The organism is Pseudomonas sp. P1.31, assembly GCF_001269815.1.
Taxonomy (GTDB): Bacteria; Pseudomonadota; Gammaproteobacteria; order Pseudomonadales; family Pseudomonadaceae; genus Aquipseudomonas; species Aquipseudomonas rustica.
The window spans coordinates 444146-460655 of the sequence record NZ_LHVN01000019.1 but is presented as its reverse complement, the minus strand read 5'-3'; the positions used below and the strand labels follow the sequence as shown (position 1 = coordinate 460655).

14 protein-coding genes are annotated in these 16510 nt (G+C 56.9%); 9 read left to right on the top strand and 5 right to left on the bottom strand.

Annotation, left to right across the window (positions count from 1 at the left end):
- Window positions 1-3 precede the first annotated feature (3 nt).
- The 4 genes from AD669_RS12805 to AD669_RS12790 form a co-directional block, all read right to left on the bottom strand.
- Complete coding sequence (locus AD669_RS12805) at window positions 4-1659, bottom strand: intermembrane transport protein PqiB (protein ID WP_053120231.1); 1656 nt, start codon at window positions 1657-1659, stop codon at window positions 4-6.
- Window positions 1660-1861: 202 nt separating this feature from the next.
- Window positions 1862-3163 (bottom strand): FAD-binding oxidoreductase, encoded by a 1302-nt coding sequence (locus AD669_RS12800; RefSeq protein ID WP_053120229.1) that lies wholly within the window; start codon window positions 3161-3163, stop codon window positions 1862-1864.
- Window positions 3160-4248, bottom strand: a complete 1089-nt coding sequence (locus AD669_RS12795) for a polyamine ABC transporter substrate-binding protein (protein WP_053120227.1) — start codon at window positions 4246-4248, stop codon at window positions 3160-3162. Before AD669_RS12795 ends, AD669_RS12800 begins: the two co-directional genes overlap by 4 nt.
- Before the next feature lie 157 nt (window positions 4249-4405).
- Entirely contained in the window at window positions 4406-5764 is a 1359-nt protein-coding gene (locus tag AD669_RS12790; RefSeq protein ID WP_053120225.1) for a glutamine synthetase family protein, read from the bottom strand.
- A 162-nt stretch (window positions 5765-5926) separates the two neighbouring features.
- Between AD669_RS12790 and AD669_RS12785 the strand changes: the two genes are divergently transcribed.
- The 4 genes from AD669_RS12785 (at window position 5927) to AD669_RS12770 (ending at window position 10846) form a co-directional block, all read left to right on the top strand.
- Entirely contained in the window at window positions 5927-6823 is an 897-nt protein-coding gene (locus tag AD669_RS12785; RefSeq protein WP_053120223.1) for a helix-turn-helix domain-containing protein, read from the top strand.
- A gap of 96 nt (window positions 6824-6919) precedes the next feature.
- Window positions 6920-7429, top strand: coding sequence for a sigma-70 family RNA polymerase sigma factor (locus tag AD669_RS12780; RefSeq protein WP_053120221.1), 510 nt, complete (start codon window positions 6920-6922; stop codon window positions 7427-7429).
- A complete protein-coding gene (locus AD669_RS12775) occupies window positions 7429-8376 on the top strand; it encodes a FecR domain-containing protein (RefSeq protein WP_053120219.1) in 948 nt (315 codons plus the stop codon). The genes AD669_RS12780 and AD669_RS12775 overlap by 1 nt, the downstream gene beginning before the upstream one ends.
- 67 nt (window positions 8377-8443) lie before the next feature.
- On the top strand, window positions 8444-10846 hold the full coding sequence (locus AD669_RS12770; RefSeq protein ID WP_053120218.1) for a TonB-dependent receptor: 2403 nt from the start codon (window positions 8444-8446) through the stop codon (window positions 10844-10846).
- Between the two features lie 52 nt (window positions 10847-10898).
- Here the strand turns inward: AD669_RS12770 and AD669_RS12765 are convergent, their stop codons facing one another.
- On the bottom strand, window positions 10899-11429 hold the full coding sequence (locus AD669_RS12765; RefSeq protein WP_082341440.1) for a YkgB family protein: 531 nt from the start codon (window positions 11427-11429) through the stop codon (window positions 10899-10901).
- 1645 nt (window positions 11430-13074) lie between these two features.
- Here AD669_RS12765 and AD669_RS12760 point away from each other — a divergent pair.
- The 5 genes from AD669_RS12760 to umuC all read left to right on the top strand — a co-directional run bounded on the left by AD669_RS12760 (window position 13075) and on the right by umuC (window position 16466).
- Window positions 13075-13293, top strand: a complete 219-nt coding sequence (locus AD669_RS12760) for a hypothetical protein (protein WP_053120216.1) — start codon at window positions 13075-13077, stop codon at window positions 13291-13293.
- 139 nt (window positions 13294-13432) lie between these two features.
- The gene (locus AD669_RS12755; RefSeq protein WP_053120214.1) at window positions 13433-14245 is read left to right on the top strand and encodes a DUF1206 domain-containing protein; all 813 of its coding nucleotides are present in this window, start codon (window positions 13433-13435) and stop codon (window positions 14243-14245) included.
- Window positions 14246-14335: 90 nt separating this feature from the next.
- Window positions 14336-14659: a hypothetical protein gene (locus AD669_RS28775; protein WP_082341439.1), complete on the top strand. Its 324-nt coding sequence runs from the start codon at window positions 14336-14338 to the stop codon at window positions 14657-14659.
- Window positions 14660-14767: 108 nt separating this feature from the next.
- Window positions 14768-15199, top strand: coding sequence for a LexA family transcriptional regulator (locus AD669_RS12750; RefSeq protein WP_053120212.1), 432 nt, complete (start codon window positions 14768-14770; stop codon window positions 15197-15199).
- Window positions 15186-16466, top strand: coding sequence for a translesion error-prone DNA polymerase V subunit UmuC (gene umuC / locus AD669_RS12745; RefSeq protein ID WP_053120210.1), 1281 nt, complete (start codon window positions 15186-15188; stop codon window positions 16464-16466). The genes AD669_RS12750 and umuC overlap by 14 nt, the downstream gene beginning before the upstream one ends.
- Window positions 16467-16510: the final 44 nt, after the last annotated feature.

Genomic DNA, 16510 nt, shown 5'->3' with positions numbered 1-16510 from the left:
TGCTCAATTGCGTGGCGGGCCTTTAAGGTCCAGTGGTGCGGCGTTATCGGGGCGACCGCGAATCAGCGATTCCGGATGACGGCCCAGGTAATCCGACAACTCACGCAGCGAGCGTGACATGCGTCCAAGTTCTTCGAGCGTTTCGCCGAGTTTTTCGCGTTGTGGCGAATCTTCGGCCAACGTTGAATTGGCGGACTCCAGCGTTTTGCTGACATCGCCGAGGGTTTTTTGCACGCCCGGCAAAGTCTTCGCATTGAACTGCGTCAGGCCTTTGCGCAACTCGATCAGGTTGCCATCGAGATTGCCGGCAATGCGCTCCACTGGCAGTGCATTGATCTTGTTGAGCATCGCTTCGAGTTTTTCCTGCAACTGTTCGAGGCTGCCCGGAATGGTCGGGATGCTGACCGGACGTGCATTGACGTCGAACGGAACTTTCGGCGCTTTCGGGTAGAAATCCAGACCGATGTACAACTGCCCGGTGAGCAAGTTGCCGCTGCGTGCCTGCGCGCGCAAACCATTCTCGACGAAGGTGCCGATCAGTCGCACCCCGGCGGCTTCGTCGTCGGGGTTGTGGTTGAAGGCTTTCAGCACTTTGGCGTGAGCCTGGCCAAGACGCTGCGGGTAGATGACGATGCCGACATTGACCGGAAAGGTTTGTTTCTTCGCATCGAAGTCGAGATTGATCGCCACGACTTTCCCGATCTCAATGCCGGAAAACTCCACCGGCGCATCGACCTTGAGGCCGCGCATGGGCTGTTCGAAACGCAGACTCAGGTATTGCGCCTTGCCGTTGGGGGGGGCGAGGGCGGACTGTTGATCGTCGAACAGTTCGAAATTACGGTCATCAGCGGCGACCGTGTCGTTGGGACTGTATTCCGGGGCACGGAAGGCGATACCGCCGACCAACAGGGTCGACAGCGATTCGGTTTTCACCGCAAAACCGTTGGCGCCGACGTTGACGTCAATGCCGCTGGCGTTCCAGAAACGGGTGTTTTCGGTCACGTAAGCATCGTTGGGGGCATGGATGAACACTTCGATGTTCACGCCTTTGCCATCCTTGTCCAGCTCATAGGCAACCACTTGGCCTACCGGAATCTTGCGGTAGTAAACCGGCGAACCGATGTCCAGCGAACCGAGGTCTTGAGTGTGCAGGCTGAAGCGCTTGCCCGGCTCGCCATAGGTGATTGGCGGCGGGTTCTCCAGGCCTTTGAAATTCTTTGCACGGGTGTTCGACTGGCCGATGTCGGCACCGATGTAATCGCCCGACAACAGGGTGTCGATGCCCGACACGCCGCCCGCGCCGATACGCGGACGCACGACCCAGAATTGCGAGTCTTCACGGGTGAAGGTCTCGGCCTGTTTGGCCAGTTTGATGGTGGCGTTGACGTTCTTCTGATCGTCACTCAATTCCACGTCCGATACATGGCCGATGACCACGTTGCGGTAGCGAACTTCAGTTTTGTTGGCGGTGAGACCGTCACCGGTCTTGAAGGTGACCGTAATGGTCGGGCCTTCCTGCATGATGTTGTGCACGACCAGCGAAATACCCACCAATACGGCAACAATCGGCACGATCCAGACCAATGACACGCCAAAACGGCGGGTCTTGATCGGTGCCTGGCCTGGTGCTCGCGGCTCGTCGACGGCTGACGACTTCATCCATGTCCTCCTCGGTTTATTGGGCACTGAGCGTCAGTAACGCAAAAGCACCTCATTAATATAGAGGTGCTTCGCGATAGAGCAAATGTGAACAACCCATATGTCATTGAAAATGTAGGAGCTGCCCAAGGCTGCGATCTGTTGATTCTGTTTTTAAGATCAAAAGATCGCAGCCTTCGGCAGCTCCTACAGGGGAGGGATGTTAGCCGATGAGTTCGCGCAGGCGATACCAGAACATGCCCAGAGCCAATAACGGCGAGCGCAGCGCCCGGCCGCCGGGGAAGGTCATGTGCGGCACACCGCTGAACACGTCCATGCCTTGGCTGTGGCCGGCGTGAATCGCTTCGCCGAGCAGTTTTGCGCACCAATGCGTGACGTTCAGGCCATGGCCGGAATAACCCTGCGCATAGAACACGTTTGGATGCTGTTTGAGGCGCCCGACCTGCGGGAAACGGTTGGCCGTGATGCCGATCTTGCCACCCCACTGATAATCGATTTTCACGTCGGCCAACTGCGGGAAGACTTTGAGCATTTTCGGCCGCATATAGGCGGCAATGTCGGCCGGATCGCGTCCGGAGTAGTGACAGGCTCCGCCAAACAGCAAGCGCCGATCCGCCGAGAGCCGGTAATAATCGAGGCCGACTTTCTGGTCGCACACCGCCAGATTCTGCGGAATCAATTGCGCGGCGCGTTCCTCGGACAACGGCTCGGTGGCGATGATGTAACTGCCGGCCGGCAGCACTTTGCCACTGAGCTGTTGTTCGAGTTCATCCAGATGAGCGTTGCAACCCAATACCAAACTGCCCGCACGCACACTGCCGTTGGCGCAACGCACTTGAACGGTGGCGCCGTGGATGATTTCCAGTACCTGGCTTTGCTCGAAAATCCGCACGCCGAGCGAAGCCGCCAGCCGTGCTTCGCCTTGCACCAGATCCAACGGATGCAGGTGGCCTGAGCCCATGTCCACCAGCCCGCCGGCATAGATGTCGGAGTTAACCACTTGCTGGCGAATCTGCTCCGGGCCGATCAGGCGGGTTTCGTGGGCATAGCCGAGTTCGGCGAGGTCGAGCAGTTCGTCCTTGAACGCATCGAACTGTGCGGTGGTGTTGGCCAGATCACAGAAACCCCAGCGCAGGTCGCACTCGATGCCGTTGTCGCCGATGCGATTGCGCACCAGCTCCACCGAATCGATGCCGGCGCGCTGTAAATAACGCACGCCTTCCTGACCGACGTATTTGGCGAACCCGTCGACGTCATGGCCGATGCCACGGATCAACTGGCCGCCATTGCGCCCGCTGGCGCCCCAGCCGATTCGCCGGCCCTCGATCAGAATCACCGAGAGCCCGCGCTGCGCCAGTTCAATGGCGGTGTTCACCCCGGTGAACCCGCCGCCGATCACACAGACATCGGCGCTCAGATCACCTTCCAGTTGCGGATAAGGTGCAGTCGCCCGAGCCGAAGCGGCGTAATAGGATCGGGCGTGTTCTTCGGTGTACTGATTCATTTGTTCGACTTCACTTTGCTCCAGGAGCGGGTCATCAGACGCATGATCGCCTGGGGCGGGGTGGTAGAAATGTAGAGCTTGTCGAGCACTTCCTGTGGCGGATACACCTCAGGATTGTTGACCAGCTCCGGATCCATGAACTGCTTGGCGGCCGGGTTCGGGTTGGCGTAACCGACCGAAGCGCTGACCTTGGCGATCACTTGCGGATCCAGCAGGTAATTGATGAAGGCGTGGGCTTCTTTGGTGTTGCTCGCATCGGCCGGAATCGCCAGCAGGTCGAACCAGAGGTTGGCGCCTTCTTTCGGGATGGCGTAAGCGATGTTTACACCGTTTTTCGCTTCCTTGGCGCGGTTGGCGGCCTGGAACACGTCGCCGGAATAACCGAAGGCTACGCAGATGTCGCCGTTGGCCAGATCCGACACGTATTTCGAGGAATGGAAATAGGTGATGTACGGACGGATGCTCAGCAGTTTGGCTTCTGCCTTCTTATAGTCTTCCGGGTTTTCGCTGCGCGGGTCCATGCCCATGTAGTTGAGCACCGCGGGGAAGACTTCGTCGGCGGAGTCCATCATCGACACGCCACACTGGGTGAGTTTTTTCAGGTTTTCCGGCTCGAACAGCACGGCCCAGGAATCGATGTGATCGATGCCCAGCACTTGCTTGACCTTGTCGACGTTGTAACCGATGCCGTTGGTGCCCCAAAGGTACGGCACCGAGTGCTCGTTGCCCGGGTCGTTTTTCTGCAGCAGTTCAAGCAGTTTCGGGTCGAGGTTCTTGAAGTTCGGCAGTTGCTCGCGGTCCAGTTTGAGGAACGCGCCGGCCTTTACCTGTCGGGCGAGGAAATGGTTGGACGGCACGACCACGTCATAGCCGGTGCGGCCGGCGAGGAGTTTGCCTTCAAGGGTTTCGTTGGAGTCGAAAACGTCGTAGATCACCTTGATCCCGGTTTTGGCCTGGAAGTCGGCGAGGGTGGTTTCGCCGATGTAGTCGGTCCAGTTGTAGACGCTGACTTGTGGCTGGGCGTGGGCTACAGCACTGAACAGAACGCTCAGGGCCACCGGGATTACGGATTTCAACAGACGCATATCGACACCTCTTCTTATAATGATCGTTCCCACGCTCTGCGTGGGAATGCCTCAACGGACGCTCCGCGTTCGGCTTTGGATGGGACGCGGAGCGTCCCGGGCTGCATTCCCACGCAGAGCGTGGGAACGATCGACACAGGGGATCTTTTGGGTTGGGTTAAACGCTCAGCAGCAGGAACTCGCGCTCCCACGAGCTGATCACGCGCTTGAAGTTTTCATGCTCGGCGCGTTTCACCGCGACGTAGCCACGCACGAATTTGTCGCCGAGGTATTGCGCAACGGTTTCGCACTCTTCCATTTGCGTCAGCGCTTCTTCGATGGTGATCGGCAGGCGCAGGTTGCGGCGTTCATAAGCCCGACCTTCCACGGCAGCGCTCGGCTGCACCTTGTCGACCATGCCGATGTAACCGCAGAGCAAACTCGCGGCGATCGCCAGATACGGGTTGGCATCGGCGCCCGGCAAACGGTTTTCCACACGCATCGCTTCAGGGCTGGAGGTCGGCACGCGCAGGCCGACAGTGCGGTTTTCTTCGCCCCATTCGACGTTGACCGGTGCCGAGGTGTCCGGCAGGAAACGGCGGAACGAGTTGACGTTGGGCGCGAACATCGGCAGCACTTTCGGGATGTACTTCTGCAAACCGCCGATGTAATTGAGGAACAGCTCGCTCATCTGCCCGTCTTCATTGGCGAAGATCGGTTTGCCGGTGGCGATTTCAACCACGCTCTGGTGAATGTGCATGGCGCTGCCGGGCTCATCGCCGATCGGCTTGGCCATGAACGTCGCGGCGACGTTGTGCTTGAGCGCAGCTTCACGCATGGTGCGTTTGAACACGGTGATCTGGTCAGCCAGATCCAGTGCGTCGCCGTGACGGAAGTTGATTTCCATCTGCGCCGGGCCGTCTTCGTGGATCAGCGTGTCGAGATCCAGACCTTGCAGTTCGCACCAGTCGTAGACGTCTTCGAATAACGGATCGAATTCGTTGGCGGCATCAATCGAGAATGACTGACGACCACTTTCAGCACGGCCCGAGCGACCCAATGGCGCCTTGAGCGGCAAGTCCGGGTCTTCGCAGCGTTGAGTCAGGTAGAACTCCATTTCCGGCGCAACGATCGGCTTCCAGCCTTTGTCGGTGTAGAGCTGCAAGACTTTCTTGAGGACGTTGCGCGGCGACAGTTCGATCGGGTTGCCGAACTTGTCGAAGGTGTCGTGGATGACGATGGCGGTCGGTTCGATCGCCCATGGAATCACGTAGACCGCGTCAGCCACTGGCTTGCAGACCATGTCGATATCGGCAGGATCGAGCAGGTCGTAGTAGATGTCGTCGTCGACAAAATCCCCGGTTACCGTTTGCAGCAGCACACTTTCCGGCAGGCGCATGCCTCGCTCATGCAGGAACTTGTTGGTCGGTGCGATCTTGCCGCGGGCAATGCCGGTCAGGTCACTGACCACACATTCAACTTCGGTAATCTTGTGATCTTTCAGCCACGTGAACAGCTGATCGAAAGGGGCATTCATAAAGACCTCGTTATTGGTTTTATAGACGCCGGGGAGGGCGGGTTTCATCTTCCGCCCCTTCCCCTGTGGCGCGTTGACGACTATCTTGGGCAAGCCTTGCAGTTCCATCTATCCACTTTAAGCAGCACCAAAGCGCACCAAAAGAGTGCGCAAGGTCACCCCATGACAACGTGCAATCCGCTCCAGGTACAAGCGTTCAACACCGCCGATGTGGCCGAGCAAGTCCGCGCCACGCCGGGCTGGGTACAGCATTACCAACAGATGTCGCCGGGCCATTTCGCCGGGCAGATTCGCTATCTGGATCTGCAGGGTGTCGAGGTTTACGAAGAGCAGATGAACACCCGCGTCGAGCAGAATTTCAGCGCACCGTCGGGTGCTTTGGCGTTTTGTTTTGATCGCAGTGATAACGCGCTGTACCTGCTCAATGAAGACAGCCGCAACATCTGGATCACCCCGGAGAACTATCAGGAAATTGCCGTGGTGTTCGGCCCGGAGTTCGTCCGTCAGCACGGCCTGGACGTGGCGAAACTCGAAGGTTTGTTCATGACCCAGCTCAACTGTGGACAGAACGCCCTGTTCAGTCGCTGGTTAAGCTCAACTCTCACGAAGTTGACGCAACCACTTGATATTGATGAAAAAGACGCACTGACAAAACAGCTGCTTGAGGACTGTATGTTCCTTCTCGACAACGCACGCGTGTGTCTCGACGGCGGCGGATTACAGCGCCGCGCCGAAGAGCGAAGCATCATGAAACGGGTAGGGGAGTGGGCCGCAGATTCGCCGGAAGACACCGTCAATCTGCTTGAGCTTTCCAACGTTGCGGGTGTGTCGTTGCGTCAGTTGCAGCAAGCGTTCAAGGCCTACACCGGAATGACGCCCAGCCACTGGCTGCGTTTGCGCCGGTTGAACAGTGCCCACCGCGAATTGCTCAAGCGCAGACCCACGGAAACCACGGTGGCCGAGGTGGCGATGCAGTGGTCGTTCTGGCATTTGGGGCGGTTTTCCAGCAGTTATCGGGCGTTGTTTAACGAGTTGCCGAGCGAGACGCTCAAGCGTTAATGAATACTGCAGCGGCGAAAAAGACCTTTGTCTCCTGAGTGAAGTTAATTAGAATCAGTCTCATTTGAATTCTTACTTCGCGCAGGGCCTCTCGAGATGACTGAAGCAGCGACGCCATCGCAGCAGAGCCTGCACGAGCTGTACCGCGATCATCGTGGCTTTCTCGAAACCTGGTTGCGGCGGCGCATGGGCAATGCCTGGGATGCGGCGGATCTCAGTCAGGACACCTTCATGCGCGTGCTGTGCAGCGCGCAACCCATCGTCGAAATGCGTGAACCGCGGGCCTATTTGCTTACGGTCGGCAAACGTCTGCTGAGCAATTTCTACACTCGCCGCAGTCTCGAAAAAGCCTACCTCGAAGCCCTCGCGCAATTGCCCGAAGAGTGCGTGCCGTCGCCCGAGCAGCGTTGGCTGCTGCTGGAAACCCTGCAAGCATTGGACGAATTACTCGATGGCTTGCCGCGAGCGGTGCGTAAGGCGTTTCTATGGAGTCAGCTCGAAGGCCTGGGTTACCGCGAGATTGCCGAGCGCTTGCAAGTCTCTGAGCGAACCATAAAACGTTATATGGCAACGGCTTACGAGCATTGTTTGATGCTAGATCTATGATGAGAATAGCGCCCGGTAATGAAGCGCGGGAAGTGGCGCGCGCTGCCGCGCAATGGCTTGCGTTGCTCGAGTCCGGTGAAGCCAATGAAGCCGATCACTCACGGCTTAAGACCTGGCGCGAGAGCGACAGCCGCCACGAAAACGCCTGGCAGAAGATTCAGTTATTACGTCAGCGATTTTCCAGTCTGCCCACAGAATTGGCCATGGCCACCCTCGATCGACCGGATCTGGCGCGGCGTGCGGCCCTAAAACGGGCGCTGGCTCTGGCCGCACTTGTGCCGACGGCGTGGCTGATCAGTCGCCAATTACCGTTGGACGTCTGGCGCGCCGATTTGCACACCAGCACCGGCGAACACAAACAGACGCTGCTGGCCGATGGCAGCACCTTGCAGCTGAACACGGCGAGTGCGGTGAATGTCGATCTCACCAGCCGTGAACTGACCTTGGTACGCGGCGAAATGGCGCTCAACGTCCGTGGCGGCGCGGCGTTGACGATCAATGCGCCTTACAGCCGGATCATCGTCAGCCGCAGCGAAGTCTGCGTGCGTCTTAACGAGCGTGATTGCAACGTATCGGTGCTCAGCGGTTCCGTACAATTGCAGCCGTTACACGGGCCTTTGCTGCAACTGAATGCCGGGCAACAGATTAACCTGCAAGCCTCAGGCGCCGGTTTGATCACGCCTTACGACACGAAAATGCCAGGCTGGCGCGACGGTGTGTTGATGGCGCAAAACCAGCCATTAGGCGACTTCCTGCGTGAGTTGAGCCGCTATCGCCCGGGTTTGCTGCGCTGGGATCCGGCACTGGAAAACCTGCGCATCACCGGCAGTTTCCGCCTCGACAACACCGATAAAGTCCTCGCACTGCTGGCGGCGAGCCTGCCGCTGGAGGTGCATTCGCGCACGCGTTTCTGGGTCACATTGATGCCGCGAAAAAATATCGTCTGAAGCCTGTCCCTTTTATTCGCCTCACCGGTCATTGCAGGTAAGTGAACAAAATCGAGAGCTTCTTCCAATGCCCGCAGTATTCCCAAGTCGTTTGCGTCCGTTGTTGCAGTTGAGCCTCCTGCTGAGCCTGAGTGCCAGCCCCGTGTTGATTCAATCCAGTTGGGCCGATGACGCGGCCCGCCGCAGTTATCAGGTGCCCGCCGGCAGTTTGAGTGCTGCGCTGACTCGGTTTGCCGGGTTGGCCGGGGTCAATCTGTCGGTGGATCCGGCGCTGGTCAGTGGCCGCAACAGCAACGGTTTGTCCGGCGAATTTGGCGTGGAGGAGGGCTTCACCCGCTTGTTGCTGGGCTCCGGTCTGCAACTGCAACCGGTCGGCGATCACGCTTATACGCTGATTCCGGCGGCCGATGGCAGCAGCCTGCAACTGGCGCCGACCTCGATTCTCGGCGCCACCGGATCGAGCGATGCCGATGTGTTTGCTGGCGGCCAGGTTGCGCGGCGTGGCTCGCAGGGCTTGCTGGGGTCGAAAGACTTTATGGAAACGCCGTTCAGCATGACCACTTACACCAGCGAAGCGGTGAAGAATCAGCAGGCGCGCACCTTGGGCGATCTGATTTCCAGCGACCCCTCGGTGCGCGCGACCAACCCGGCGGGTGGTCGCTATGAGCAATTCACCATCCGTGGTTTCAGCCTGTTCAACAGCGACGTGTCGTATAACGGCCTCTACGGTGTGTTGCCGACGTACACCATCGACATGGAAATGGCCGATCGCGTCGACATCCTCAAAGGCCCGAGCCAACTGATCAACGGGATCTCGCCACGGGGCAGTGTCGGCGGCGGGATCAACATCGTGCCCAAGCATGCCACCGACCAACCGATCACTTCGCTGACCGCCAATTACGCCTCGAACAATCAGCTTGGCGGCGCGGTGGATGTCGGCCGGCGTTTCGGTGAGGACAATAAGTTTGGTCTGCGCTTCAACGGCGTCAAACAGTCCGGCGACACTGAATGGGATCACCAGAGTGTTGACCGTGACATGGCCGTGCTGGGGCTGGACTTTCGCGGTGAGCGCTTGCGGCTTTCCACCGATGTCGGCCACACCGAACGCGATACCGATGCGCCGCAGGAACGCGTGCAGGTCGCGGCCAATGCCAAGGTGCCGAGCGCCAACGACGTGCATCGCAACTACGCGCAACCGTGGAGCCAGGCGAAAACCGAGGACACCTTCGGTACGGTCAACGCCGAATTTGATGTGAGTGATTCTGTGATGCTGTACGGCGGCGTCGGCGCGCGCAAAAGCAATCATGACTTCCTGCGTCATGCGGTTTCCGTGACCAACGATGCCGGTGATTTCAGCGTTCTGCCGCGCGACTTCACCCGCGACGAAAACGTGCGTACGGCCACGGCCGGTGTGCGCAACTGGTTTCACACCGGGCCGGTGAGCCACGAGGTCAACCTCGCGGCCAGCTACTTCTACATGGATTTCGAGAACGGCGGCGCGCGTTATGCGGCAGGGCGCAGCAATCTGTATGACCCGGTGGAAACGGCGAAACCCGGCACGCCGACGCGCTACGACGCCAAGGTTTATACCGAAAACCGTTTCAGCGGCGTGGCGCTCTCGGACACCTTGGGTTTCTTCGATGATCGTTTACTGCTGACCCTCGGTGCGCGCTGGCAGCGGGTCAAAGTCGATGACTGGAGCGACGACGTGAAGGGCGACACCGCTTATGACGAGGTAAAAGTTTCGCCATCCGGCGGCATTCTGTTCAAGGCGACCGACAAACTGTCGCTGTACGCCAACTACATGGAAGGCCTGAGCCAGGGCAAGATCGCGCCGTCTACATCGGTGAACGAGGATGAGATTTTCCCGCCGTTCATTAGCCGTCAGGTCGAAGTCGGCGCCAAGTACGATGCCGGCGCCTATGCGCTGACCGCTGCGGTTTTCCGCATCAAGCAACCAGCGTATGAAACCAACGCCACCACGCGCGTGTTCGGGCCCAATGGCAAACGCGAGAACAATGGCGTTGAACTCAGCGTGTTTGGCGAACCGCTGAAAGGCTTCCGCTTGCTCGGCGGTGTGATGTACATCGACAGCGAGTTGACTGAAACCACCAACGGCACATTTGACGGCAATCGTGCGCCGGCGACGCCGAAGTACAACGTCAATCTGGGGGCAGAGTGGGATGTGCCGAACGTGCAGGGGCTGACGCTGACTGGGCGCGGGATCTATTCGAGTTCGCAGTATCTGGATCAGTCAAACCAGAAGGAGATCGACTCCTGGGAGCGCTTCGATGTCGGCACGCGATACACGTTCAAGCTGGATGAAAAGACCATCACCTTGCGCGGCAATATCGAGAACGTGCTGGATAAGCGTTATTGGAGTTCGGCAGGGGCGTCAGATGACAGTGAACCGGGGTTGACGCTGTCGACGCCACGGACTTATTTGCTCTCGGCCACTGTGGATTTCTGATATGAAAACGCCCGGTATAACCGGGCGCATGATTGTTCTGATCAGAATAGATTCAAAGTCCGCTGTGCTCTTCAACCGGGGCCAGCGGGTTCTGGCAGGCGACGTTGCCTTTTGAGTTTCTCAACACCGTCAGCAGGCTGTGCTTGAGCAACACCACCGAGCCGGCCAGCAACACCGCATCCTTGATCAGAAAACTGGTCGCACCGCCCATCGCCGGAAAGCCGCCAGCCGACGCTTCCCAGGCGCCCGGGGTGGTGAAAATCAGGGTGAGGGTGGTCAGGTAAGTGACGACCGAGCCTGCGGACGCCAGCACGGAAATTCGCGGAAACCAGATACCCAGAATCAAACCCAGGCCGATGGTCCATTCCGCCACACCCAAGGCGTAGCTGGCACCTTGTATCCCGAACGCACTGTGCATCCAGCCGAGGATTGCGCTGTTACTGAGCAACGGCACCAAACCCTCAGCTTCATAGGGAAACCATTTGGCATAGCCAAATATTGCGAAGATCAGTATCAGCGCCCAACGCATTAATTTGATTTCAAAGTCGTTGGAGAGCAAGCGAAGGAGGGCGGGTGAGTTCATGGTAAATCCTTGTCTTTAAGGTAGATGACAACCCATAGAGAAGGATCAACGTCGAAAATTACACATCACCCCAGGGAGGGTGAAGGATTGAGAAAAACAAACCGTTACGGAAATAGCCTACAGATTCTGGCACTGCGTACGCTTAGCGTGTGCAGCCAGTCTATTGGACGTTGACTTGTGGCTCTTCTCATTCTTCGCCTCCCGTTTGGGAGGTTTTTTTTGCCTGAATTTAGTTGGAGAGAGCGTCTGGGGATGGCGATATACTTAACTACACTAAATAGATGTTTAGTTGAGTTGGCAAATGACTTTACCATTGAGGTTGTTAGGAAGGCATCACGACTGGTAGTACATAGTCTAGCTTCAAGAGCAAAAATCACCCATCAGGCAACTTGCGCTATGTGCTCTGATGTGGCATCAACCTAATCTTGCGGAGTAGCAAAACTGGAAAAATCCGTAGTGATTGATACGTTTCTCCTTGATATTTTAATGGTCGATGAAGAGGGACAACACCTACCGAAACCGATGATTACGGTCATCATCGACAGTGCATCAAAAGCAATAATAGATCTAACCATCTCAACGCGAACCCCAAAAGTTCGAGCAGCGATACAGAGCATTGAAACCCCAGCGGCGCGAGGCAAATCAACGCTTGTACGCAGGCTCAGTACCATTCTGTTAACTCGTTTTTTGACTTGTTAACTACGGTAGTTAACAAGTCAAAATTGTGGTTTACAGCGGTACGGGACTATCAATTTGCTGAGCTTTTGAATCTGCCGAATTCTGGCGAGCTTCCAGGATATTTGGTGGCAGGAAAGCTGCACAACCCTCAAGCCCAAGGTGAACACCGCAAAACCCTCCGTATCTGCATGTAATTCGGCCGACGTTTGCCTTTTCCCCATACCGGTAGTGGCTGCCCTTGAAACCAGCGCACCAACTCCATGCTGAACGCTACAGATTTCACACAGCGACGTGATTGCAGGTGGGGATGTGTCGTAAGCATTGCAGCCCCTAGGCTGCCAGGTAATCGCACTAGCTCTATGACCTTAACTGAATGGAATGTCTCAGCCGTTGATCCTTACCACGAGAGACAACCGGTGAAATCCGAGCATCAACTCTGCGCTGCAGGCTTCAGATTTCACGCAGCGTCGTTTTGGGGAAATAGACCCGCGCGGGCCCAGCAAGTAAACCTTTAAACGGAGACCGCGAGTATTAATGGAGACAAAAATGAACACGGTATGGAGAACCAGTGCAGATCATCGGGCGATCGTACTGACCCTAAACTCATCAGATAGAATGCTAAATGCGCGGGCTAGACCACGAGGAAGTAATTTTTTTTAATGGAGACGAAACCATCGTTTCAAACATTTACTTCCCAAAATTTCAAACTTTTACTTCAGAGCGCTATTTAAATACTGTGCGCAACCACCCCAACCTCGCAATACTTTGTTACGTGTAATGTATATTATGTTAAATCATGTATTACGGAATGCTGTTCACTAGCTCTCTGCATCACGGCTTCGATAAATTCGTTTCAGATGATCACGCTCTTTCAACGGGCCTTGTTGTTCAAAGTCATGGCGGCTGGTGATAGCATGCGCCCCCCCCGGATTGGGGGCTTTATCACTTCCCGTAAGGAACACGTCCTGTGAAAGACTTCGTCATCAGCGTCAACAACCTCGTCCTCTACGTTTCTCTGGCCGTTATCTGGCTGGTCGCTATCGTTTCCCTGTTCACCGCCGGTTTCTTGCCAGCGCTGGGGATTTTCGTGGCCGGCACGTTGGTTTGGTGCATCGTTTCCGGTTTCTGGTTCGTCCAGTCGGCGACTTACGAAGAGCTGCGCAAGCTCAACGCTAATAAAGTCTGAAGTGCCTGTGCGGAGCCATAGTGCTCCGCCTCTCTGGGCGACTAGCGCCTCTAAACCTGGATTCCCCACCCAGTAAATCGCAGTAGAACCCCTCCGAACCGCAACGGTCTGTTCCTTATTACTCTCAGGAATTGATCCGATGTCCGCGCACCGCAGTCTTGTGATACTCGCTCGAGGTGGATACGCCGCTCGAGGCGTGCTCTATTTGATCATCGGTATCTTCGCGTTACTCGCCGCCCATGACTCAACCAAACCCAAAGACAGTCACAAAAGTCTCGAAGCTTTGTTGGCCCAGCCATTCGGCTATTTTTTAGTAGGACTTGTGGTCACAGGTCTGCTCGCGTTCGCAGCCTGGCGTGTGCTTCAAGCCACGCGTGATGTTGATCACCACGGCACAAAACTCAAAGGTTTGGTAATTCGCGCGGGTCTTATGGCGGGCGGTCTGGTCAATGGCGCGCTCGCGTTATTTGCCTTGAGCCTGCTTGTGAGCGGGATCAAAAGTTCGGGCAGTTCCGGAGGGCAAACCAAAGACTGGCTGGCGCATCTGTTGTCGTGGGAATACTCGAATTTATTGGTTTACCTGATTGCGCTTATTCCGTTAGGCGTTGGCATTGCTCACATCATCAAGGGCTGGAAGGCCTCGTTTGAAAAGTATTTCGAGGCCGACGAGGACGTCATGCGCTATGTTCGCCCGGTGTCCCGATTTGGTCTGATCGCCCGTGGCGTGGTGTTTATAGAGATCGCATTGCTGCTGGTCGTCAGCGGTTCCGCTTATCAGGCGATGGATCCTCCCGGTATGAAAGAAGCTTTGGACGCGCTGCAAAATCTGCCCGCAGGATGGCTGATTTTGATGGTGATGGCCTTGGGGCTGATTGCCTTTTCGGTCTACAGTTTTTCTGAAGCGTGCTGGCGCAAGATCAACATGGACGTGCCGGGCGTTTCCAGCCAGTAGATCTTCAGGAATTAACTACGAACCGCCCTCCTGTTCCCGATACTTCGACAATCGTCCATCGAGCATTCTTTGGACGATCGGAGATGAGCAATGCACCCAGTGACGCCTGACGGTCGCTACTTTGTTGTCAAAGGGCAGCTATGGCGATGCACCAATCCCTCGCTGCAAGAAGATCTGCGACAGCAACTTGTAAACGAACTCATGGCCGCCCGACGGGACGTAAAAGTTGCGAAAGTCGCCAGTGATCCGCAGCAATTGAAAGCAGTCAGAGCACGCGTCCATGCTGCAAAAGTTGCACTCGGAGAACGAGGCCCGGTGTGGTGGGACGATGGCAGTCCTGATCTAAACAGGCATCAAGTTTCCAATACGCCTTACGCGCAATGGTATGAAACGCTCTGCAAAGGAACTGACTAGCCCCCGCCAATACGGTCACCCGTCGAATTGCCGAGCCCTGAGATTGACCAAAAGCCAAGCAAATCGTTAACTGTATGCATGTACAGTTACCCTGATAAGGCTTGCATCATGAGCATCACCCTCCTCGGCCCACTTGCGACCGGCGGCCAGAAGCTGCCCCTCTACTCATCCCGGGTGCCAGCGGGCTTCCCTTCCCCGGCGGCTGATCACATCGAAAAGCACATTTCCCTTGATGAGCTGTTCGATATTCGCGCGCCGCACGTGTACCTGGTGAGAATTGACGGCGACAGCATGCAGGGCGCCGGCATCTATTCAGGGGATCTGGTGGTCGTTGATCGAAGTATCGATGCGGTCAGTGGCGATATCGTCATCGCCGCGTTGAACTCCGAACCTTTCTGCAAGCGTCTGCTGCTGCGCGAGAACGCCGTGATGCTTTTATCAGAGAACCCGAAATACCCGGCAAGACATGTCATGGAAGGCGATGAGCTGGTGATCTGGGGTGTGGTGAAATACAGCGTGCGCGATCATGACAACACCTGAACCGGTCTTCGCCCTGATTGACTGCAATTCGTTTTATGCGAGTTGCGAGCGCGTTTTCCGGCCCGACCTGGCGAAGACGCCCATCGTGGTGCTGTCCAACAACGATGGCTGTGTGATTGCGCGCAGCTACGACGCCAAACCGTTTGTGAAAATGGGCCAGCCGTACTTCCAGATCAAGGATCATCTGCGCCGTAACGGCATCGTCGCGTTCAGCAGTAATTACGCGCTGTATGGCGACATGAGCGAACGCGTCATGACCATCATCGAATCGCTGGTGCCTGCGCTTGAGGTCTACAGCATCGACGAGGCGTTTGCCGATCTGACGGGCATTGCCGGTGACTTGTCCGCGTTTGGTCGGCAGATGCGTTCTGCACTGCTCAAACGTACGGGCATTCCTGTCGGGGTGGGCATTGCTCGCACCAAAACCTTGGCCAAGCTCGCCAACCATACCGCGAAAAGGCTGCTGGACATCACCGGCGGCGTGGTCGATCTCTGCGATCCGTTCAAACGCGACTGGACGCTGCGCAATACCGATGTCGGCGAGGTCTGGGGCATCGGCAGGCGTATGAAAGCTCACCTGGAAGTCATGGGCATCAACACTGCCATGGACTTGGCGAAGGCCGACCCGTGGATGCTTCGGCAGAAATTCAGCGTGGTGATCGAAAAGACTGCGCGCGAGCTCGCCGGCACGTCATGCCTCGAACTGGGAGAAGCTGACCCGCCGAAGCAGGAAATCTGCTGCAGCCGGATGTTCGGCACGCGACTAACGCAGATCGAGCCGATCAAGGAAGCTGTTGCTACCTACACCCAGCGTGCGGCCGAAAAACTCCGCGCGCAGAACTCGCTGTGCAAGAAGATCCGCGTGAGCATTCGCACCGGCATGTTCAATCCGGAAGAAGCGAAGTATGCGAACGGCGCGCTGGTGGAGTTGCCCTACCCGACCAACGACGTTCGCTTGATGACGAAAGCAGCCACGGAAGCGGTCAATCGGCTGTTTCGACCGGGTTTCAGATACAGCAAGGCCGAAGTGCTGCTGATGGATTTGCGGCAGCCGGGTGAATTCACGGATGACCTGTTCGCCCATTCGCAGCCGGCGATGGCTGACAAGGTCATGAGCGTTCTGGATGAGATCAATGGCCGCTGGGGCAAGGGCGTTCTTCGGGTAGCCAGTGTGCCCGCCGCGCCTGATTGGGGGATGCGTCGAGACCTGATGAGCCAAAGCTACACGACCAAGGTCAATCAGCTGTGGACGGTCAAGGCCCGATAGCCGGTGGGTGTTGCCGAACATTTGACAACACCCGCTAGCGGCAA